The organism is Arthrobacter sp. SLBN-83, assembly GCF_006715285.1.
GTDB lineage: Bacteria > Actinomycetota > Actinomycetes > Actinomycetales > Micrococcaceae > Arthrobacter.
Map to the genome: position 1 here is coordinate 419861 of NZ_VFMX01000001.1, position 20983 is coordinate 440843.

At 65.7% G+C, this 20983-nt stretch carries 17 protein-coding genes; 11 read left to right on the top strand and 6 right to left on the bottom strand.

Annotation, left to right across the window (positions count from 1 at the left end; all coding sequences use genetic code 11):
- Positions 1-90 precede the first annotated feature (90 nt).
- The 3 genes from FBY30_RS01875 (at position 91) to FBY30_RS01885 (ending at position 6900) form a co-directional block, all read left to right on the top strand.
- Positions 91-1812, top strand: coding sequence for a RecQ family ATP-dependent DNA helicase (locus FBY30_RS01875; protein ID WP_142130918.1), 1722 nt, complete (start codon positions 91-93; stop codon positions 1810-1812).
- A gap of 36 nt (positions 1813-1848) precedes the next feature.
- Positions 1849-3051 carry a TerC family protein gene (locus FBY30_RS01880; RefSeq protein WP_142130919.1) on the top strand — a complete coding sequence of 401 codons (1203 nt, stop codon included), beginning with the start codon at positions 1849-1851 and terminating at the stop codon, positions 3049-3051.
- Between the two features lie 162 nt (positions 3052-3213).
- Complete coding sequence (locus tag FBY30_RS01885) at positions 3214-6900, top strand: TM0106 family RecB-like putative nuclease (RefSeq protein ID WP_142130920.1); 3687 nt, start codon at positions 3214-3216, stop codon at positions 6898-6900.
- Between the two features lie 123 nt (positions 6901-7023).
- On the opposite strand, the gene FBY30_RS01890 is transcribed toward FBY30_RS01885, so the two are convergent.
- The 3 genes from FBY30_RS01890 to FBY30_RS01900 form a co-directional block, all read right to left on the bottom strand.
- Positions 7024-7335 (bottom strand): acylphosphatase, encoded by a 312-nt coding sequence (locus FBY30_RS01890; protein WP_142130921.1) that lies wholly within the window; start codon positions 7333-7335, stop codon positions 7024-7026.
- Positions 7336-7438: 103 nt separating this feature from the next.
- Complete coding sequence (locus FBY30_RS01895; RefSeq protein WP_142130922.1) at positions 7439-8392, bottom strand: pullulanase X25 domain-containing protein; 954 nt, start codon at positions 8390-8392, stop codon at positions 7439-7441.
- A 261-nt stretch (positions 8393-8653) separates the two neighbouring features.
- Positions 8654-9715 carry an adenosine deaminase gene (locus tag FBY30_RS01900; RefSeq protein ID WP_200830616.1) on the bottom strand — a complete coding sequence of 354 codons (1062 nt, stop codon included), beginning with the start codon at positions 9713-9715 and terminating at the stop codon, positions 8654-8656.
- A 309-nt stretch (positions 9716-10024) separates the two neighbouring features.
- Here FBY30_RS01900 and FBY30_RS01905 point away from each other — a divergent pair, with 309 nt between their 5' ends.
- Positions 10025-10681: a LysM peptidoglycan-binding domain-containing protein gene (locus FBY30_RS01905; protein ID WP_142130923.1), complete on the top strand. Its 657-nt coding sequence runs from the start codon at positions 10025-10027 to the stop codon at positions 10679-10681.
- A gap of 170 nt (positions 10682-10851) precedes the next feature.
- On the opposite strand, the gene FBY30_RS01910 is transcribed toward FBY30_RS01905, so the two are convergent.
- The gene (locus FBY30_RS01910) at positions 10852-11439 is read right to left on the bottom strand and encodes a hypothetical protein (RefSeq protein WP_142130925.1); all 588 of its coding nucleotides are present in this window, start codon (positions 11437-11439) and stop codon (positions 10852-10854) included.
- A 156-nt stretch (positions 11440-11595) separates the two neighbouring features.
- On the opposite strand from FBY30_RS01910, the gene FBY30_RS01915 reads away from it, so the two are divergent.
- The 6 genes from FBY30_RS01915 (at position 11596) to FBY30_RS01940 (ending at position 17610) form a co-directional block, all read left to right on the top strand.
- Entirely contained in the window at positions 11596-12516 is a 921-nt protein-coding gene (locus tag FBY30_RS01915; RefSeq protein WP_142130926.1) for an MSMEG_6728 family protein, read from the top strand.
- A 3-nt stretch (positions 12517-12519) separates the two neighbouring features.
- Positions 12520-13380, top strand: coding sequence for an SDR family oxidoreductase (locus FBY30_RS01920; protein WP_142130927.1), 861 nt, complete (start codon positions 12520-12522; stop codon positions 13378-13380).
- A 69-nt stretch (positions 13381-13449) separates the two neighbouring features.
- Positions 13450-13845 carry a DUF1622 domain-containing protein gene (locus FBY30_RS01925; RefSeq protein ID WP_142130929.1) on the top strand — a complete coding sequence of 132 codons (396 nt, stop codon included), beginning with the start codon at positions 13450-13452 and terminating at the stop codon, positions 13843-13845.
- A 76-nt stretch (positions 13846-13921) separates the two neighbouring features.
- A complete protein-coding gene (locus FBY30_RS01930; RefSeq protein ID WP_142130930.1) occupies positions 13922-15925 on the top strand; it encodes an HNH endonuclease signature motif containing protein in 2004 nt (667 codons plus the stop codon).
- A gap of 33 nt (positions 15926-15958) precedes the next feature.
- Complete coding sequence (locus FBY30_RS01935) at positions 15959-16738, top strand: isocitrate lyase/PEP mutase family protein (RefSeq protein WP_142130931.1); 780 nt, start codon at positions 15959-15961, stop codon at positions 16736-16738.
- 125 nt (positions 16739-16863) lie between these two features.
- Positions 16864-17610 (top strand): YqjF family protein, encoded by a 747-nt coding sequence (locus FBY30_RS01940; RefSeq protein ID WP_327437021.1) that lies wholly within the window; start codon positions 16864-16866, stop codon positions 17608-17610.
- Here FBY30_RS01940 and FBY30_RS01945 read toward each other — a convergent pair.
- Both FBY30_RS01945 and FBY30_RS01950 read right to left on the bottom strand, forming a co-directional pair.
- Positions 17607-17960: a hypothetical protein gene (locus FBY30_RS01945; protein ID WP_142130935.1), complete on the bottom strand. Its 354-nt coding sequence runs from the start codon at positions 17958-17960 to the stop codon at positions 17607-17609. The genes FBY30_RS01940 and FBY30_RS01945 overlap by 4 nt on opposite strands.
- A 45-nt stretch (positions 17961-18005) precedes the next feature.
- On the bottom strand, positions 18006-20507 hold the full coding sequence (locus tag FBY30_RS01950) for a Tex family protein (protein ID WP_142130937.1): 2502 nt from the start codon (positions 20505-20507) through the stop codon (positions 18006-18008).
- A gap of 130 nt (positions 20508-20637) precedes the next feature.
- On the opposite strand from FBY30_RS01950, the gene FBY30_RS01955 reads away from it, so the two are divergent.
- The gene (locus FBY30_RS01955; RefSeq protein ID WP_142134819.1) at positions 20638-20955 is read left to right on the top strand and encodes a hypothetical protein; all 318 of its coding nucleotides are present in this window, start codon (positions 20638-20640) and stop codon (positions 20953-20955) included.
- Positions 20956-20983 lie beyond the last annotated feature (28 nt).

Below are 20983 nucleotides of genomic sequence, written 5' to 3' on the forward strand. Positions count from 1 at the left end.
AATTTACAACGGCGGCGCGGGGCTGGCGTAGGGTGGTTCCTACGGCTGAAGCAAGCGGCCGCTCTTTTCTTTGTGTGCGGAGCCCGTTTCATGTCCGACAAACCTGCCCTCCGGGCCCTTGCTGAATCCTCCTTCGCCCTGCCCCACCTCCGGGACGGCCAGTTGGCCGGCATGGCCGCCCTCGTCGAAGGCCGCGACGTCCTGGCCGTGATGCCCACCGGCTACGGGAAATCCGCCATCTACCAGGTCGCAGCACTGCACCTGCACCAGCAGACCGGGCGTCCCGCCGTCGTGGTTTCACCGCTGATTGCCTTGCAGGAAGACCAGCTGGACGGGCTGTCCCAGGACCTCGGGACCGATGCGGCTGTGGCGATCAACTCCTCGCACAGCGACGCGGACGTCGAAGCGTCGTGGAAGGCGGCTGAGGACGGCACGGCCGTGTTCGTATTCCTTGCCCCGGAACAGCTGGCCAAGCAGTCGACCGTGGACCGGATCAAGGCCCTGGACATCTCGCTGTTCGTGGTGGACGAGGCCCATTGTGTCTCGTCCTGGGGGCATGACTTCCGCCCGGACTACCTGTCCCTGGGCAATGTCCGTGAACAGCTGGGCAATCCGCCTGTGGCCGCCCTGACCGCCACCGCCTCCCCTCCGGTGCGCGACGAGATCGTGGAGCGGCTGGGCATGAAGGACCCGCTGGTCCTGGTCCGCGGCTTCGACCGGCCCAACATCCGCCTGGATGTGGTCCGGCACCACGAAGACAAGGGCAAGCGCAAGGCAGTGCTGGAGCAGGTCGCGGATCTGGCCAGGAAGGGGCAGGGGCTGCTCTACGCCGCCACGCGGAAGGACACGGAGAAGTACGCGGCCAAGCTGGCCAAGGAAGGGCTCCGCGCGGAGGCCTACCACGCGGGCCGTTCGGCCGCGGACCGCGAACATATCCACGAGCTGTTCCTGGGCGACAAGCTGGACGTGGTGGTGGCCACCACCGCGTTCGGCATGGGCATCGACAAACCGAATGTCCGCTTTGTGGTCCACGCCGACATCCCCGAATCGCTGGACTCCTATTACCAGGAGATCGGGCGGGCAGGCAGGGACGGCGATCCGGCCTCGGCCGTGCTGCACTACCGCTCCGAGGACTTGGGGCTGCGCAAATTCTTCGGCACCCACTCCCCTGATCCCGATTCGCTCCTGGCGGTGCTGAAGGTTCTCAAGGCTGCCCACGCCGCCACCCCAAAGTCTTCCCTCGCAGAGCTGACCGGCTTCAAACCCCGCCGCGTGACGGGCCTGGTGAACCAGCTGGAGGAAATCGGCGCGGTGGCTGTTGGCAAGCGGGGCGTCCGGCTGACGTCCAAAGCCAAGCTGCCCACGCTGGTGGGCGACGCCGTCGAACTCGCCGAGGCCCGGCAACGGGTGGACCAGTCCCGCCTCACCATGATGCGCGCCTACGCGGAGACGGACGGATGCCGCCGGCAGTTCCTGCTGGGCTACTTCGGCGAGGACATGCCCGAGCCCTGCGGGAATTGTGACGGCTGCGCCGCCGCTGCCGATGCTCCCGCCGACACAGCTAAGGACGGCAAGCCGGACAAGAAGGCCGGCAGGAAACAGCAGGGGGCAGCGGCCGACGGCGGCGGCCAGGTTTCCGCCGACGGTGACGATCCGTTCCCGCTCCAGTCAGCAGTGGTCCACAAGGAATGGGGGCCCGGCCTGGTCATGCGGCACGAGGACGATGTAATTACCGTTCTCTTCGAACAGGAAGGGTACAAGACCCTGTCCCGGTCCGCCGTCGTGGAGAACGAACTCCTCAAGCCAGCTTAGGTACGCTTAGGGGACCTCCAACGAAAGGCCCCCGGCGTGGAAGTACCTGCGTTTGCCTGGACCCTGACCATTGCGGGAATCGTGGGGCTGCTGGCCTTCGACTTCTTCTTCCATGTCCGGAAGGCGCACACCCCCACCATCAAGGAGTCGGCCACCTGGTCGGCGGTTTACGTGGGAATTGCCGTGCTGTTCGGGCTGGGGGTGCTGCTGTTTGGCGGCCCCGACATGGGCACGGAGTACTTCGCCGGCTACGTCACGGAGAAGGCGTTGTCAGTGGACAACCTCTTCGTCTTCCTCATCATCATGGCCAGCTTCAAGGTGCCGCGGGCGGACCAGCAAAAGGTGCTGCTGTTCGGAATCGTGTTCTCCCTGATCGCGCGCACGGCGTTCATCTTCCTGGGTGCGGCATTGATCAACAGCTTCGCCTGGGTGTTCTACATCTTCGGGCTCATCCTGCTGCTCACCGCCGGCAACCTGCTCAAGCCGGACGACCACGACGACGACTCCGAAGGCCTGGTGGTCCGGCTCGCCCGGAAGGTCCTGCCGGCGTCGCAGCACTACGACGGGGACAAGCTCTTCACCGTGGAGAACGGCAAGCGGGTCCTGACGCCGATGCTGCTGGTCATGGTGGCCATTGGCGGCACGGACATCCTGTTCGCCCTGGACTCCATTCCGGCGATCTTCGGCCTGACCCAGAACGTGTTCATCGTCTTTACCGCCACCGCTTTTTCACTGATGGGTTTGCGGCAGCTGTTCTTCCTGATCGACGGCCTGCTGGACCGGCTGATCTTCCTCTCCTACGGCCTGGCGGCCATCCTCGGCTTTATCGGCGTGAAGCTCATCCTGCACGCCCTGCACGAGAACACGCTGCCGTTCATCAACGACGGCGAACACGTCAACGTGGTGGAAGTCACTACCGGAGTCTCCCTGGGCGTCATCCTGGGCGTCCTGCTGGTGACCATCCTGGCGTCCGTCTTCAGCCCCAAGGGCAAGGCCAAGAACGCGGTATCCGGGGCCCGTCGGCACGCCACCGAATACCTGGACCTCACTTACGAAACAGACATGGCCGAACGCGACAAGATCTTCGCCAGGATGTGCCGCGAGGAGACCCAGATCCGCAAGCTGCCCGAGAAGTACAAGCGACTGGTCCGCGACGAGACCGAGTTCATGGAGCTGCTGCACAACGCCCACGCGGAGCATGACAAGGCCCAGGTCCGGGCAGCCGCAGCCGAGGGCTGAACCCTTCACTTACCGGGCCGGGCCTGCCTTGTTATCCCGGTGCGTTGTCCTTGTCGTGGGCCTGCCCGGCTGTTTGTCAGTCCCTCTTGCTACGTTTGATTCAGCCACACATACAGGGCCACGGAAACCGTCTTCGGGCCCCGCTGTCATTGGGGAGGACCCGTGTTTTTGCTCGACGCTGGTGTTGAAGCCGGCTCAAGTGCGCCGCCGGACCTGATCTTCTCGGCCAGTGACCTGGTGGCTGCGTCCGAGTGTGAGTACCGCACGCTCCGGGTCCTGGACGAAAAGCTGGGCCGTGCCCCCAAAGCAGATTTTCCTGATGACGAAATGCAGAAGCGAGCCGGCGAGCTGGGCGACCGGCACGAGCAGACCGTGCTTGCCAGCCTGGTGGCGAAGTACGGCGAGTGGGATGCCAGCCGGGGCTCGGGCGTCTACTCGCTGGAGCGGGGCCAGAACCTGCGCGGCGAGCTGCAGGCAAAGCACGCGGAGACCGAACTCGCCCTCCGGTCCGGGGCGGACGTGGTGTTCCAGGCCACCTTCTTCGACGGCGAATTCCTGGGTTACGCGGACTTCCTGGTGAACGAGGCCGCCGGGACGGGGAGCCCGGGGCGGTACGAGGTCTGGGACACCAAGCTCGCCCGGCACGCCAAGGTGGGGGCCCTCCTTCAGCTTGCCGCTTACGGCGACCAGCTCCTGGGCATGGGGCTGGAGCCATCACCGGTGGTCACCCTCGTGCTCGGCACCCGGGTGGATGACGACTGGCTGCGGAGCAGCCACTCGCTGCCGGACCTGCTGCCCGTGTTCCGGGAACGGCGCCAGCGCTTCCGCCAGCTCACGGCCGGCCACCGTGCGGGCGATGCCCGGGTGCAGTGGCAGCAGCCCGGCGTCGTGCACTGTGGGCGCTGTGACTACTGTGCGGAGCAGGTCAAACTGCACAGGGACCTACTGATGGTGGCCGGCATGTCCGTGGTCCAGCGGCGGAAACTGCACGAAATCAACGTCACCACCATCGACGAACTGGCAGCCATGCCGGCCTCGGAAGCAAAGAACTCCGTGGTCCGGCTCCGTGCCCAGGCTCGCATGCAGCTGGGACTGGATGAAGCGGCCGGATCCCGCACCTTCGTGAAGGATGGTGAGCCGCACACGGTCTCCTACACCGTCCTTCCGGAGAATTCGATCGGGTCCCTTCCGGCGCCCAGTGCCGGGGACATTTTCTTCGACTTCGAGGGCGATCCGCTGTGGCAGGATCCCGCCACCGGTGCCTGGGGCATCGAGTACCTCTTTGGCGTCATCGAGGCCCCCGTGCCGGGGGTCGAAGGCGATCCGGTGTTCCGTCCGTTTTGGGCACACTCCCGCTCCGGGGAACGCCGCGCCTTCCTCGACTTCCTGGACTACGTGGAGAAGCGTCGTGCCACCTACCCGGACATGCACGTCTACCACTACGCCCCGTACGAAAAGACGGCACTGCGAAATCTTTCCCTGGTCCACCAGGCCGGAGAGGACAGAGTGGATGACTGGCTGCGGCAGGGGCTGCTGGTTGACCTCTACGCCACGGTGCGGCATTCCATCCGGATTTCAGAGGCGTCGTACTCCATCAAGAAGCTTGAACCGCTCTACATGGGAGACAACCTGCGGTCCGGGGACGTCAAGGACGCGGGCGCCTCGGTGGTGGCCTACGCCGCGTATTGCGCCGCCCGTGATGAAGGGCGCCGCGAGGACGCTGATGCCATCCTGGCTTCCATCTCCGACTACAACCAGTACGACTGCCTCTCCACGCTGCGGCTGCGGGACTGGCTGCTCCAGCTGGGAGAGGATGCCAGTGCTTCGCAGGAGCGCGGCCGGACAGCAGGCGGGATGGATGAAGGCGGGCTTGATGCAGCCGCAATTGGTCCGGAGGCCGGCCCGGGCGGGCTACCCGGGATTGCCGCAGATGCTGGTGGCGACGCGGTTCCTGCCGAGGAGACACCGGAGGAGGGCAGGTTGCGCGAGTACCTGGCTGCCCTGCCGGACAACCGCCCCTGGACTGATGACGAACGTGCCATCGCCATGGTGGCAGCCGCCACAGGCTATCACCGGCGCGAACGCAAGCAGTTCTGGTGGCAGCACTTCGACCGGGTCGAGGCGCCGGTGGACAACTGGTCCGGCCAACGGAACGTCTTTGTCGTTGAATCGGCCGAAGTTTCCTCCGACTGGGCGCTGGCGAAGGCGACGGAAAAGATGCGCACGCGGGTCCTGAAGCTTCGCGGCACCATGACCGAGGGATCTGATTTCCGTGCCGACTCCACTTGGTGCCGCTTGTACGATCCCCCGGCGCCGGACGGCATGGCCGCCCCCAATGCGGCACCCGGCGCACGGGCCTACACCTTCAAGACCCGCATTGATGACCTATGGGCAGCTCCCGACAATCCGGAACACACCATCATCACTATTTCGGAGCGGGAGTCCAAGAAGGTTGCCGCCTATTCACACATACCGGTGGCCCTGACGGAGGACCAACCGGTGGCCACCGTCAGTATCGAGGCAGCAATTGCTGAACTAGCCCGTGCCGTCGGCTCCACACTGCCGTCCCTCCCCGCGCAACCCGGCCTGGACATCCTGCGGAAGCTGCCACCGCGGTTCCGCTCTCTCCGGGGACCTGCTGAGGTACGGCACGGCAACGATGGCACGGCGGATTACGCAGGCGCCATCACTGAATCCCTGCGGGACCTGGACCACTCCTACCTGGCGGTGCAGGGGCCTCCGGGAACGGGCAAGACCTACGTCGGCGCCCATGTCATTGGCAGGCTCGTCGCCGAAGGCTGGAAGATCGGCGTGGTGGCCCAGTCGCACAACGTGGTGGAGAACCTGCTATGCCGCGCCATCGAGGACGGTGATGTCGATCCGTCCTGTGTGGCCAAGAAGCTGAAAGACCCCCACGAGGTCCCGTGGAGTTTGACCGCTGACGGAGATGTGGCGCGCCTGCTGGCCTCTCCGGGCGGGTGCTTGGTGGGCGGTACGGCATGGGTCATGACCGGCAAGGAGGTGCCGCCGGGGTCGCTGGATCTGCTGGTCATCGACGAGGCCGGCCAGTTCTCGTTGGCCAACACGCTCGCGGTGTCCCGCGCGGCGAAGCGGCTGCTCCTTCTGGGCGACCCCCAGCAACTCCCGCAGGTCTCCCAGGGCGCCCACCCGGAACCGGTGGATGAATCGGCCCTCGGCTGGCTGGCCGCCGGGCACGCTACGCTTCCCGCGGCCCTGGGCTACTTCCTCGCCGACACCTGGCGCATGCATCCGGAACTGTGCCGCGCCGTATCCAACCTCAGCTACGAGGGAAAGCTGAAGTCGGCTCCGGCCACGGCCCACCGCGAACTGGAGCGGGTGGCACCCGGGGTGGAGACCGTCCTCGTCAACCACACCGGCAACACTACGGCTTCCAAGGAAGAGGCCGAGGAAGTGGTGCGGCAGGCCCAACGCCATCTGGGCCTGAAGTGGACTGCCGGCGCCGGCAGCGAAGCGCGGCCGCTGGAGCAGCAGGACCTGCTGGTGGTGGCCGCGTACAACGCCCAGGTCCACCTGATCCGAAGGCATCTGTCAGAGGCTGGACTGCCGAAGGTTCGCGTGGGCACGGTGGACAAGTTCCAGGGCCAGGAGGCGCCCGTGGTGTTTGTTTCGATGGCGTGCTCTGCTGTGGCCGAGGCACCCCGGGGCGCAGAGTTCCTGCTGAACCGGAACCGCATTAACGTTGCGGTTTCCCGTGGCCAGTGGCGCGCAGTCATCGTCCGGTCCCCCGAACTCACCAGCTACATGCCGCACAAGCCCGCGGCCTTGGAGGAACTGGGTGCGTTCATCGGCCTCAGCCCGCGGGAATAGCCATCGGAGTGCGGTCAGGGGGAGGAGCCGCCTTCGGTAAACGACTCCGGGTTAGCGGGGCCTCGTTGGGCGGGCGGGGCCTCGTTGGGCGAGCGGGCGTGGTTGGAGCAAAGCCCGGGCCGGTCAGCCCACCCCGAAGCCGCGGTATTTTCCGCCGGCTTCGGACACCGAGCTGTCCACCCGCTCCACCCGGCCGGGAGTGCGGTCCGAGTTCAGCCAATCCAGCAGTTTGCGTACCTGTGGCTGGGGCCCTTCGGCAACCACGGATACCGAACCGTCGTCGAGGTTCTTCACCTCACCCGACAGTCCGAGGTCCTCCGCCGTACCCATCGTCCAGTAACGGAAGCCCACACCTTGAACCATGCCGAACACCCGGGCGTCCAGCCGCACGCTGTCCTGGGTTGGGCCGTCCTGCGTGCGTTCATGCCTGCCCATGCCGGGCCTCCTAAGGAAACATCGGCCTGCCCAACCAGGTAGCAGCAGGTGCCGTTGTGAGTGTCGAACGACAGTAACCGCTGCCCGGTTGGGCACTCAACGCCTAGTTGATGGTGATATCGCGGGTGGCGTGGTTGTAGCGGATGGTCACGGTGCCACCGGCGTGGTGCAGTTCGTGGTTGGGGCCGTCGAACGTGCCGAAGGCGCCGTAGTTCTCATCCCACGAACGGTTGAGGGCGATCTTGAAGGTGTAGTAGCCGGCAGGAAGCTCGGCGCTCTTCTTCCACAGCTGGTCCAGGAAGTCGAACTCCATCTGGGCTTCGTCGTACTGCGGCGCCCAGTCCTCAGGCGCGCCCAGGATGGTGTTGAAGTCACCCACCACGGCCACAGCCTCGGGCTGCGGCAGGGTCTCAACGTCAGGGCCCTCGAACGGCTCAGCAGCGCCGGCCGCCGTTGAGGTTCCAGCAGGGGCAGCAACAGCTTCGGCCTTGTCCTTGGCGGGAGACTTGCCCTTGCGGACGGCCTTCACCACGGGCTCCACGGCGTCTTCGAGCGCCTTAGCTGCCTTGCCCACAGCGGAGGCTGCCTTCTTCGCGGGAGCCTTCTTGGCGGTCTTCTTCGGTGCTGCTTCCTTGGCCGGGACCTCCAGCGTTGCCGCGGCTGCGGAAACCGGGCGGACAAAGCCCTCGGGAGCCGTGGGAACGGGGATGTCGGCAGGGACCGGGGTGCCGGCGTCGAGCGCTGCTGCAAAGGAATCCACGTCCGGGAAGGCAACGGTGGCGCGCATGCCATCCTCGGTGATGGTCCAGCCCGAGCGGCCCTTGATCAGCCAGCCCGCCTTGACCAGCTTGGCGGTTGCCGAGGTGAGGGTCTTGTGACCCCGAGGGATGCCGCCGCTGAGGAGTTCGGCCTCATGCTCGTTGAACGGCACGCGGGCAGTTGCTTCCGCCAGGACCTGGCCAGCATTCAGCGCATCGCCGGACCACACGCCTTCGGTCAGGACATCCAGCACGGTCTTGAGCCGAAGGTAAGTGTTTTCTGCGGTGGACTTGGCCATGATTCCCCTTATATAAAAGCGATCGGTCTTAGGCATCTTGCCAACTGCCCATTAAATCGCGCGACTTTAATTGGTTAACTCTGCGTGTCGTGACCGACTGTGAAGCGGATGGTGCCGCAAGTGAGGCGGAGGTCTCGGGTAAGGGCTGTCTGCATAACCCTCAAGCGCTGACATGGGTGCTGCCTTGCACTCCCCAGACACGCCTGCGGCACCTAGTTTACCGGGCAGAAAGCCCGGCTGTTGCCCCCGACACAGCAGCCGTCAGTCGGACACTTCCCTGCCGTTGAGTTCGGCCAGCAGTTCCGCCTTGCGCTCTTCGGAAGCGAAGGAGGAGTGGATCGAGTTCGCTGCCAGCCGCGCCTTGTCAAAATCGGAGAGGTCGAACACGGCGGTCAGCTGCTCGAAGTTGTCATCCACGTAGCCGCCGAAGTAGGCGGGATCGTCCGAGTTGACCGAAACATTGAGGCCCGCCGCAAGCATGGCCGGCAGTGGATGATCCGCCAGGGTGTCCACGGCACGGAGCCGGACGTTGGACAGGGGGCAGACGGTCAGGGGAATCCGGGCGTCCACCAGGCGCTCCACGAGGTCGGGATCGTCCATGCAGCGGATGCCGTGGTCGATCCGTTCCACACCCAGGAGGTCCAGGGCTTCAGTGATGTACGACGCCGGGCCTTCCTCCCCCGCGTGCGCCGTCAACCGCAGGCCTGCTTCACGTGCCTTCGCGTACAGCCGCTCGAACTTGGACGGCGGGTTTCCCACTTCGGCCGAGTCGAGGCCGATGGCGCCGATGGGTGCGTTCATGGCCAGCAACCGGCCCAGGACCTCCAGTGCCGAGTCCTCCGGCAGGTCGCGCAGGAAGGCCGCGATGAGGATGGTGGAGATTCCATACTCCTCCTCGGAGGTTGCCAGCACCGAAGCCACGCCTTTGACGCACGCCTCGAGGGGGATGCCGCGGGAGAGGTGCGCCTGCGGATCCATCATGATTTCGGCGTGCCGGACCCCTGCGGCGGCTGCCCGCTCCAGGTAGGCGCGGGTCATATCCGCAAAGTCCTGCTCGGTTTGGAGTGCTGCCATATTGGCGTAGTAGAGGTCCAGGAAGGACTGCAGATCGGTGAACTCGTACTTCTGGCGCAGTTCATCCAGCCCGGAATACGGCAGCGTTATGCCGTTGCGCTCGGCCAGGGCAAAGATGAGCTCAGGCTGCAGCGTGCCCTCGATGTGCAGGTGCAGTTCGGCCACCGGAAGGGGCTTGGCGGGAACCTCAGTTTCCGCGGGTTCCGTTTCGGTTTCGGGCGCGCTGCTGCCGCCGGCAAAGTTGTCCATCCGGTCAGGATAGTGCCCCTCCCGGTTTCGCGCCTGTTCGGGAAACCCGCATCTCTGTGAACCCGCCGTTACCGTGCTTCATGCCACACCCAACACGCCGACTTCAATCTCGATTTGATAACGGCCGGATGATGTCCTAGCGTGAAATGCATGCCCGTTCGGCGGGCTTTTTGATTGCCCGGTGCTGCCTCCACCAGAACTGCCCAGCGGCAGCCACCGATAGTGACCTCTATTCGTCAGGGGCGGGCAGTGGCGCGACAATCTCCGGGGACGGAGCCAGCGCCGGTGGCCTTCAGGAGCATCACCACCATGAAAAACACCAAATTCCGTACTGCCGCACGCCGCGGAGTCACCCTGGCCGCCGTCTCCGCGGCAGGTTTGGCCCTTTCCGCAACGGCGGCCAACGCAGCGACACCCACGTCCACCTGGGACGCGCTGGCCCAGTGCGAGAGCGGCGGCAACTGGTCCATCAACACGGGCAACGGCTTCTCCGGCGGCCTGCAGTTCACCGCCAGCACCTGGTCGGCCTACGGCGGAACCGGGTCTCCCCAGAACGCCAGCCGTGAACAGCAGATCGCGGTAGCCGAGCGGGTCCAGGCTTCCCAGGGTTGGGGCGCATGGCCGTCCTGCTCATCCCAGCTCGGACTGAGCGGTGGCGGCGGAGCCCCCGTCCAGAGTGCGCCTGTCCAGAGCGCACCCGTCCAGAGCGCCACGGTCCAGAGTGCACCCGTCCAGGCCACGCAGGTCCAGAGCGCTCCGGTCCAGCAGGCACCGGCCCCGCGGCACGCAACCTCCGTTGCCCTCAGCGGCGAGACCTACACCCTCCAGGCCGGAGATACCTTGAGCATCGTTGCCCAGAAGCTGGGCATCCAGGGCGGCTGGCAGCACCTTGCGGACGCCAACCTGGACACCATTGCAGACCCGAACCTGGTATTCGCGGGCCAGGTCATCCAGCTTCCCGCGTAACAGCGGACTCAGCACCAGTGGCGCCTCCGGGCGCTCCGCCTTTTCCAAGGCGACACAGACAGGTCGGCGATAGACAAATTCCGTTGACCAAATAACGACGCCGGCACACCCCCACAAGGGATGTGCCGGCGTCGTTCTTTTAATTCCTTAGCCGCTGCCGTGGTGGGCGGTCAGCTGACGGGCAACTCGCGGACGATGCGCACCTTCCAGGCGGAGTCGTCGCTGGTGTCCAGCAGCGCCACGGTGCCGTGCGCCAGGTTCAGGGCGACCCGCTTGACGGCGAGCAGCTCCAGGTAAAGGTGCTCGTTCATGCGGCTGGGTGTGTCGATCATGTACTTCACGGCGTCGCGCACCTTGCGGTAGTTGACGCTGCGTTCGCGGTGCATGTGCAGCTCCAGCGCTGACCGCTGCTTGAGCCGCGGCTCGTGCCGGTTGAGCAGGGTCACTGCTGTGTGGACTGCGACGACCAGGGTGAGCGAAACGCCGTAGATCCACCAGCCGCTGGAAAGAAGGAACAGGGGCAGGTTGGCGATGGCTATCAGTGCGATGACCACGCGGAGGGCGGCAATGCGGCGGACCGTCCGGGCGACGGCAGCCATGCCGTCACGGAAGCGGTGCTGGTCCTTGCGCGCCGCGGCGGGATCGATAATGAATTCGTCGAGAACCAGGACGCCCTGGGCTTCCGGGCCGAGCATTTGTCCGTAGCGGGGCAGGGCAGTGCGGGCGGGGGTGACGGCTGTGTCAGGTGTAGATGTCATGAGAGAGCTTCCAAAATGCGGGGGTGGTTGCGGTGATCTTAGTGGTTTAACCTGAAAGCCGTATGCAGGCGTCCATTATTTGGACACCGGCACGCCCAGCTTGTGGCCGCAGGCACAGCAATTGGCAGTTCCGCCGGCGACCGTCAGACTGAATGGATGCAAACCTTTCTCCCGTACCCTGACTTCCGCCAAAGCGCCGCAGCATTGGACACCGCGCGGCTGGGCAAGCAGCGGGTCGAAGCGCTGCAAACCCTCCGCGCCCTGGTGATCCCGGGCTACGGCTGGCAGACCCACCCGGCGATCCGGATGTGGATGGGCCACGTGCCCGCCCTCACCATGTACGGGCTGGCGATGGTGGACGAATGGACCGAGCGCGGCCACCCTGACAACACCCGCGCCAACATTGCGGAGTTCGCACCGCAGGCAGCCCACCCGGACTATGCCGCCAAGATCGTCATGCCGCCGTGGCTTGGTGATCCGGACTTCCACCTGAGCCACCGTTCCAAGCTGGTCCACAAGGAACCAAAGTTTTACACCCCGGTGTTCCCGGATGCGATTCCGGACATGGACTACGTCTGGCCCGAGCCCCGGCACGAGTTCCTGCCGGAGGAGCCGGAAGGGGACATCCTGTGGATCCTCCGGGAACCGCACGACGACGTCGACCCCCAGTCCCTCACCACGGTGGCGCTTCCCCCGGTGAACCGCGCCGCTGCTGCCGCGGCAGCCATGTCCACGGGCGACGACGGCTACTCCCCCGTTTATGTGGACGACGGCTCCCGCAGGCCGTCCCGGGCGCCGAAGAAGGCCCCGCCCAAGCCCCAGGCGAAGAAGCCCACGCGCAAGCGGCTGGCGCAGGAGGAAGCGTTCCGGACCCTTCCTGGAAAGACTCCGGTAGCGGTTCCGTTCGAGAACGGGGCCAGGTTCGCTGTCGGACAGGTGGTGGGCCGCCCCATCACCCTCGATGACGGCCGTTTTGGCAGGAATTTCGAGGTCACGGAAATCATCGACCGGTCCGCGTTCACGTACCCGGCGCTGCTGCAGGACCCCCGCGTGTTCTTCCCGGTGGAGGCCCCGTAGGCCATGACGATTCTCCTGGCCGGCTGCGGCGATCTGGGCACCGAGGCGGGTCTGCGGTTCGCCGCATCAGGCCACCGTGTTGTCGGGTGGCGCCGCTCGCCCGCAAAACTGCCGGCAGCCATCGAAGGTGCCGCGGCTGACCTGGCGTCTCCGGACCTGCCGCCGGTCCCGGTGGATACCTCCGCCGTCGTGATTGCCGTGGCTGCCGACTCCCCCACGGAGGAGGCATACCGCGCCGCGTATGTACGCGGAGCGGCAAACGTTCTGAACGCACTCGAACGCGATGGAGTGGTGCCTCGCCGCATCATCTTCGTCTCGTCCACCGCCGTGTACGGCGACGCGGACGGCGGGTGGGTGGATGAAACCACGCCGCCCAACCCCGGTGGTTTCTCCGGCCGCGTGCTGATGGAGGCCGAAGACCTTCTGCAGGCCAGGCTTGCCGGCACCGGTTCCGTGGGCACCTCGCTCAGGCTGGGCGGTATCTACGGGCCAGGCCGGACACGGTTGATCGACCAGGTGAAGTCGGGCTCGGCGGTGATTCCTGGGGACGTGTGCTACACCAACCGAATCCACCGGGACGACGCCGCGGCGGCCCTGGTGCACCTGGCAACAATGGATGCCGCGCCCGGGCCCATATATGTAGGCGTGGACAACGAGCCGGCAGATCTGGGAACCGTGTTGCGCTTCCTGGCTGCCGAACTGGGCCTTCCTTCACCCCGCGTGGGCGACGCCGGACCCGCCCGCGGGGGCAATAAGCGCTGCGGCAACCATCTCCTTCGCAGCACCGGGTTTGCCTTCACGTTTCCCACTTTCCGGGAAGGGTACAGGGAGGTTATAGCGGGGAACGGCGTACGCCATCCATGAGCGACTCCGCCGTTCCTTGATCGCTGCCAGGCTGGTTATGGGGAGGCCTGGCCTGAGTTGAGGCAGGGCATGGAATTTCGGCAGATCATTGAGACAGTTGGGCAACTGGTTGACTTTGCAGGCGTTGCGGTCATGGTGATCGGGGCGGTGGTTTCCCTCCCGATGGCAATCCGTGGCCACCAGCCGCGGCAGCTTCCAGCGGGGGCGGAGAAACTGAGCTTCTATCGCTCCTACCGCCAGTTGCTTGGCCGGTCCATCCTGCTGGGCCTTGAACTGCTCGTCGCTGCCGATATCATCCGCACCGTTGCCGTAACGCCGACGTTCGTCAGCGTCGGGGTGCTGGCCATCATCGTGTTGATCCGGACGTTCCTCAGCTTCTCGCTGGAGCTGGAAATCACGGGGCGCTGGCCATGGCAAAAGGAAGCACCTGCGGCCCGTTCCGGCTCCACAGCTTCCGCGGCCTAAACACCACTTGCCCAGCTTTTCCACATAGGGGTTTTGGGGTCTCTTGATTGTCAGTGGTGGCTGGCAGAGTGGGGTTATGGAGGCCATTGGGGAAGATCTTGGTGAGGCGTATGACGCCGGCAGTTGGCCGCCACGCCCGGCCCACCTTCACCCGGTCCCCAGTGAGGATCCTTTGGCAGGTCCTTTGCAGGCATCGGCTTCCGGGCCCGGTGGGCAGGACGTGCTGGACGAGCTGGCCGCACAGCTGGCGGCCGCCGCCCTGGCCGCCCCGGACATGCTCGCAACGGCATCCTATGTCGAGGCCGCCGATTACGCCGCCCGGATCGAGGGCCTCGCCCGCTCCGTGGAGTACCTCCAACTCGTGGCCGCCGGTGCCGTGGACCGGACCCGCACCCAGGCCATCAACGACGCCGCCACAGCCAAAACCCGCGCAACCCGGTCCCGGAAAGGCCAGTCCGGGGGCTGGATCACCGGCTGGGACGCCAACGGCATCGAAACCCTCAACACCACCCCAGCAACAGCCAGCGGAACCGGCGCCTTGGACCAGACCAGCACAGCGTGCGCGACCGGGACTTCTACCGGGACCGGCGCGGTAAGCGAGACCGACGCCAACTGGCCCGGCCCGCCCTCCACACGAGGCCTGATGCGCCCCGTGGTGGTGTCCCCGGCCGATGACGGCTGCCGGAACACCGCAGAGTTCCTCCGCCTACGCCTGCAAGTCCCCATCCGCGAAGCCCGCCGCCGCCTCACCCTCGCCCAGCACGCACTGCCCGGCACCACCATCACCGGCGAACCACTCACACCAACCCGGCCACACCTCGCCGCCGCCCTCACACCCGCCGGCACTGATGCCCCCACCAGCACCGGGACCGGCACGGAATCCTGGACGGCCCAGGACCCGGCGGTGTCCTCACACGCAGCGACCATCATCACCGCCACCCTCGACCGGCTCCAACACCACACCACCGAAGAGATCCTCGACCGGATCGAGCACCACCTCACCACCGCCGCCACCAGCTGCGACCCCGACTTCCTCACCCGCCTGGCCCAACGCTGGATGGACACCATCGACGCCGACGGCACCGAACCCACCGAAGAAACCCTCCGCCACACCCAAGGCGCTTTCATCCGCAAACCCCGCCATGGCCTGCACCGCGTCGAAATCTTCGCCACCACCGACCAATACGAACACCTCCTCACCGTCATGAACACCGCCACGAACCCCCGCACCACCACCCCCAACACCGGCATGTGCACGGCCACTGGCACTGCAGAGGGGTCGGGCACGGGCGGCGGCAGCGGTGGCGGCAGCGGAGGGACAGGTACCGGCACCGGAGGCAGCACACCGGCAGGCAACGCCACCGAGCACACCGCCCTGCCGGACCTGGACCGGCGCACCCGCGCCCAAAAACAACTCGACGGCCTCGTCAGCGCCGCCAAAGCCGCCCTCACCACCAACACCCTGCCCACCACCGGCGGCAACCGACCCCAAATCATCGCCACCATCCACTACCAAGACCTCTTCCCTCACACCACCGGCACCACATCCGGGAAAACAGAACCAGGATCAGAGGCCCGAACGCACTCACAAGCGGAACCGGAAACCGCCCCGGAAGCCCAGACAGGGACCTCCACCGGGACCGGAGCATTCATGTTCACCGGGCCCGTCGCCGCCACCACCCTGCGCAAAACCGCTTGCGACGCCGACATCATCCCCGCCCTCCTGGGCACCCGCGGCGAAATCCTCGACCTCGGCCGCAAAACCCGGCTCTTCACCCCCGCCCAACGCCTGGCCCTCACCGCCCGAGACCAAGGCTGCGCCTTCCCCAACTGCACCATTCCCGCCCCTTGGTGCGAAGCCCACCACATCACCTACTGGTCACACGGCGGACCCACCACCACCAACAACGGCGTCCTGCTCTGCAGCCATCACCACCACCTCATCCACAAAGAACAATGGAAAATCACCACCACCCACGGCACACCCACCTTCATCCCCCCACCCCACCTCGACCCCAACCAAACACCCCAACAAAACCACTACTTCAAACCACCCCCACCACCCCACCCACGGGACTAATAACCACCCGTAGCCGTCGGTTAGGCTTCACCCATGACTGAACCCAACAGTGCAAAAGCCACCGAACTGCTGAGCCTTCACCAAGCTCCTGAGATCCTTCAGGTGGTCAACGTCTGGGATGCCATCACCGCCAAAGTGATTACGGATGTCCCCGGAACCAAAGCCCTCGCGACAGCAAGCCACTCAATCGCGGCAACTCTGGGCTACGAGGATGGTGAGAACATTCCCGTCGACGAGATGATCAGCTTTGTGGGCCGAATCGCCGCAGCCACGCATTTGCCAGTCAGCGCTGACCTTGAATCCGGGTACGGAAATCCGGGTGAAACCACCCGGAAGGCGATCGGAGTGGGCATCGTCGGCGCAAACATTGAAGACCAGATGCGCCCGCTGACAGACGCCGTAAACCAGATGGCAGCTGTTGTTCACGCTGGCGCTGCCGAAGGAATTGATTTCGTCCTGAACGCCCGCACCGACGCATTTCTGAAGGGCCAGGACCGTGCGTTCGAAGATGTACTTTCCGACGCCATCGAACGCGGCAGGGCGTTCCTGGACGTAGGCGCCACCACTGTCTTTGTGCCGGGACTCCTGGACAAGCCCACGGTCACAGCGCTGGTTGAGGGCATCGGCTGGAACAAAATCTCTGTCATCAATGTCCCCGGTTCCCTGCCGCCGGCCAAGCTGCAGGAACTGGGCGTTGCGCGCATCTCGTACGGTCCATGGACGCAGAGGGTGGCCCTGACAGCCCTCGCCGACGCAGCCGCAGAACTGCTCGCGGGCGGCCAGCTTCCTGAGAATACGCGGCCCTTGAACTAGGTGAAACCCGCAGCTTGCCAACTGCAAGCGTCAGCGGCTGGACTGAGGGAAGGAGTGGTTGAAAGTTGACGGGGAACCTGAGCGCCGCAGCACTGTGGCCGCGTCCGCCGGAATTACCAAGGCCGGTGTTCTCCGACCAGCGGTGGCTTGACGCCGTCTTCCTCCACTGGCGAATTCCCGAGGCATTGGCGGCGAAGTTCATGCCGACTGGGGTTCAACCGGATGTGTTCGACGGCAGTTCCTGGGTTGGGCTCATTGGATTTCGCATGGTGCAGGCGGGGCTTGGCCACGGCCCCGGCATCGCCTACTTGGGAAGCTTCAATGAGGTCAACGTCAGGCTTTACTCGCGGGAGCCGGACGGGACCCGCGGCGTGGTGTTCCTGAGCCTGGACGCTAACCGACTCCCAGTCGTCATCGCAACGCGGGCAGTTGGGATTCCCTACGTCTGGTCACGTATCCGGCAATGGCCGCCCTTTCTGGACGGTCATGACGGACGCCAGCGTGGCAACCACCGGAGGAGTGCTGCCGGCACGCGTGGATTACCTGTTGGCTATTCCGTGCACCGGTTCGGTGCCAACGCTGCCCGAAGCCACTTCGGCGTGGTGCCCAGACTGGATACCGCCGCCACCGATCCACTGTCGATCTTCCTTACCGCGAGGTTCGGAATGCATGGCCGCTTGGACGGCAGAACCATATATGTTCCGAATACCCACCAGGAGTGGCCACTCTTTAGCGCAGATGTCCACCGGCTCAGCGACCGCTTGGTCCAAGCTGCCGGCATCAGCGTGAGCGGGCCGCCGGAATCTGTCCTGTACTCGCCAGGAGTCCGGACCAGATTCGGCAGGCCTCGTCTGCTGGGAACAGGCGGCTAAAAGGTTGCGTCTTGGGGGTCGGGTGCGCCCTGGGCATCCTGCCAGCCCCGGCCCTCCGTGAAAGTGCTCACCAGGGTGCCCACGCCCGCCTGCAGGGAGTTGGACGGGTCGAAGTACAGGGACGCTTCCGATGCCCGGCTGTGGGTGATCAACTGCTCAGCCTCCAGCTTCGCCTCGGGCACGGTTGCGCCGACGATACCGGCGCGGGCCGGCAGACTCGGCGTGTGCACCACTTCGGCGTTGGTCTGAGTGAGCGGGACCGTGGTTCCGGACTGGATCTCGTCGTGCGGGAACTCGAACTCGGCCTCGCCGGGGGCGGCAGGAACGGTGTACTCCAGGAAATAGGTCATACCCCACCCTTGCAGAAAAGCCGCCCCGGCCAAAAGCCCGGCCAACTACTTGCCCAGCCCGGCCTTCCTCAGCGCCTCTGCCATTGCGGTGTTGACGGGCTGAGGCTTTGGGGCGGAACGGTGATCACCGCCGGCAGCACGCGGAGACTGCTTCCCTTGCTGTTGCCGGTCCTGGCGTCCGGCGCGCTCAACCCTTTGGCCACCCGCTCCCCCGCGGTTGCCTTGCCTGTCCTGTCCGGCACCACCAGGTCCTGCGCCACCAGGTCCTGCACCCACAGGCCCTGCAGTGCCATGTCCTCCGCGCCGTCCGGAACCTGCACCGCCGCCGGCTGGTTCGTCATCGAGCCTTAGCGTCAGGGAGATGCGCTTCCGCTCCGGGTCAGCCTCCAGGACTTTGACACTGACCACCTGACCGGATTTCACCACCTCGCGCGGATCGGACACGAAGCGGTTCGCCAAGGCAGAGACGTGCACCAACCCGTCCTGGTGGACGCCCACGTCCACGAACGCGCCGAACGCCGCAACGTTGGTCACCGTTCCCTCAAGAATCATGCCCGGCCGCAGGTCCGAGATCTTTTCAATCCCCTCCGAGAAGGTGGCGGCAGCAAAGGCGGGGCGGGGGTCCCGGCCCGGTTTGTCCAGCTCAACGAGGATGTCCTGGACGGTGGGAAGGCCAAAGATGTCGTCCACAAACTCTTGCGGGTCCAGGGAGGACACCGGCGCTGACCCGGCAGCAGCGCGAATCTTCCGGGCCACCGCGTACGCCTCCGGGTGCACGCTCGACGCATCGAGTGGCTCCGCTCCCCCGGTAATTCGAAGGAAGCCAGCGCACTGCTCGAATGCCTTGGCGCCTAAACGCGGCACCTTTTTGAGGTCGGTCCGCTTGTTGAAGGGGCCATGTTCGTTCCGATAGGCCACGATGTTTTCGCTCAGCAGCGGCCCGACGCCGGCAACCCGGCTCAACAGCGCAGGCGACGCGGTGTTGACGTCCACTCCCACGGCGTTCACGCAGTCCTCCACCACTGCATCAAGGCTCCGGTCCAGCTTCGACGCTGTGACGTCGTGCTGGTACTGGCCCACGCCGATGGACTTGGGATCGATCTTGACGAGTTCGGCGAGCGGATCCTGCAGGCGGCGCGCAATGGAGACGGCGCCGCGCAGGGAGACATCCATTCCCGGCAGTTCGGCGGCGGCGAGCGCTGACGCGGAGTAAACGGAGGCGCCGGCCTCGGACACCACCAGTTTCTGGGGCTTCCGGTCCACCTCCGGCAGCTGCTTGATCAGTTCTGCAGCCAGCTTGTCCGTCTCGCGCGATGCCGTCCCGTTCCCGATGGCGACAAGTTCGACCGCATGCTGCCGCGCCAAACGCACCAGGGTGGCCAGGGCTTCGTCCCACTTACGGGCGGGAGCATGCGGGTAGACCGTGTCAGTGGCCACCACCTTTCCGGTGCCGTCCACCACAGCGACCTTCACACCGGTACGCAGCCCGGGGTCCAGGCCCAAGGTGGCGCGGTTTCCGGCCGGGGCGGCCAGCAGCACGTCGCGAAGGTTGGCGGCGAACACCCGGACTGCTTCGTCCTCCGCCGCCGCGAACAGCCTGGCGCGAAGGTCAGACGTGAGGCGGGCCAGCACGCGGGAGCGCCAAGCCACCTGGGCTGTCTGCATCAGCCACGCGTCGGCGGGACGGCCGCGGTCGGCGACGCCGAGGAACCTGGCAACCGCGGACTCGTAGCGGGTGCGGGCGGCGGTGAGGGCGGCGTCGTCCGCTGGATCTGCTTCTGCGAGGTCTAACTCAAGGACGCCATCTTTCTCCCCGCGGAACAGCGCCAGCACCCGGTGCGAAGGCATCCGCTCCGGCGCCTGCGCGAACTCGAAGTAGTCGGCGAACTTCTGCCCTTCCGCCTCCTTGCCCTTCTTGACGCGCGAGACCATCCGGCCCTGCGTCCACATCCGGTCCCGCAGGTTCGCCGCGAGATCCGGGTCCTGGGCCACCCGCTCCACCAGGATGGCGCGGGCGCCTGCCAAGGCCGCAGCGGCGTCGTCGATGGAGTGCCCATTGTTGAGGTACTTCGCGGCTTCCCGTTCCGGGTCCAGCTCCGGTCGCTTCAGCAGCGTATCCGCGAGCGGCTCCAGGCCCGCCTCACGCGCGATCTGGGCCTTGGTCCGGCGCTTTGACTTGAACGGCAGGTAGATGTCCTCAAGCCGTGACTTGGTATCCGCAGCCAGGATTGCCTTGCGCAGTTCCGGCGTCAGCTGCCCTTGCGCTTCAATCGCTTCAAGGACGGCACGACGGCGGTCCGCCAGCTCGCGGAGGTAGCGGAGCCGCTCGTCGAGGTTCCGGAGCTGGGTGTCGTCCAGCGTCCCGGTGGCTTCCTTGCGGTACCTGGCGATGAATGGAACCGTGGAGCCGCCGTCGAGCAGGCCAACGGCTGCCTTCACCTGCCACGCCTTGACCCCCAGCTCAGTGGCGATCTGGGCAAAGACCGCCTCCTCCCCCGAAGCGTGGGAGGGTGCGGAATTAGCGGGAGGTGCAGGCAGTTGGGTCACCAGAACATCTTGCCTTACCGGTCTGCCGGGCTCCACAGGAGGGTGTTTTTATGTGGATATCGCGGAGTTGCGGAGGGTATTCCGTTGGGGCGTGCGAAGTGCTGTAGTGGACATGCCGTTAGTGGCGCCGATGCTCGAGGAAGAGGCCATCATGCGGGAACTGCTTGTTGTTTTCCAGGAGGGGTTCGACGAGGCCAACATCACCGTGACTGTCAATGGCAAGGAGGTGCGCAGGGATTTGGGCGTCTCCACCAATCCACTGCTCGGCATCGCGTCAGAGGTATCAGTGGAGTTGCCGGCGAAGGGTGCGCAGGTGGGGGTGGAAGTGACCAACCGGGGGCTGAAGGCGATCACCAAGGTCAGCGGTAAACCCAAAAGCGTGCTGGTGTCCATCGAGGACGGGCGGCTGCTGATGAAGGAAGGCACGGGTCGCGAGGCTGTGCTTTAGCCGGGTTTGCCGGACGCAAAACTGGCTC

Coding starts and splice junctions, on each gene's coding strand:
- FBY30_RS01890 (WP_142130921.1), bottom strand. CDS start 7,335: ATGGGCAGGCATGAACGCACGCAGGACGGCCCAACCCAGGACAGCGTG.
- FBY30_RS01900 (WP_200830616.1), bottom strand. CDS start 9,715: ATGGACAACTTTGCCGGCGGCAGCAGCGCGCCCGAAACCGAAACGGAA.
- FBY30_RS01945 (WP_142130935.1), bottom strand. CDS start 17,960: ATGACCTATTTCCTGGAGTACACCGTTCCTGCCGCCCCCGGCGAGGCC.
- FBY30_RS01895 (WP_142130922.1), bottom strand. CDS start 8,392: ATGGCCAAGTCCACCGCAGAAAACACTTACCTTCGGCTCAAGACCGTG.
- FBY30_RS01910 (WP_142130925.1), bottom strand. CDS start 11,439: ATGACATCTACACCTGACACAGCCGTCACCCCCGCCCGCACTGCCCTG.
- FBY30_RS01925 (WP_142130929.1), top strand. CDS start 13,450: ATGGAATTTCGGCAGATCATTGAGACAGTTGGGCAACTGGTTGACTTT.
- FBY30_RS01915 (WP_142130926.1), top strand. CDS start 11,596: ATGCAAACCTTTCTCCCGTACCCTGACTTCCGCCAAAGCGCCGCAGCA.
- FBY30_RS01930 (WP_142130930.1), top strand. CDS start 13,922: ATGGAGGCCATTGGGGAAGATCTTGGTGAGGCGTATGACGCCGGCAGT.
- FBY30_RS01875 (WP_142130918.1), top strand. CDS start 91: ATGTCCGACAAACCTGCCCTCCGGGCCCTTGCTGAATCCTCCTTCGCC.
- FBY30_RS01955 (WP_142134819.1), top strand. CDS start 20,638: ATGCTCGAGGAAGAGGCCATCATGCGGGAACTGCTTGTTGTTTTCCAG.
- FBY30_RS01935 (WP_142130931.1), top strand. CDS start 15,959: ATGACTGAACCCAACAGTGCAAAAGCCACCGAACTGCTGAGCCTTCAC.
- FBY30_RS01920 (WP_142130927.1), top strand. CDS start 12,520: ATGACGATTCTCCTGGCCGGCTGCGGCGATCTGGGCACCGAGGCGGGT.
- FBY30_RS01905 (WP_142130923.1), top strand. CDS start 10,025: ATGAAAAACACCAAATTCCGTACTGCCGCACGCCGCGGAGTCACCCTG.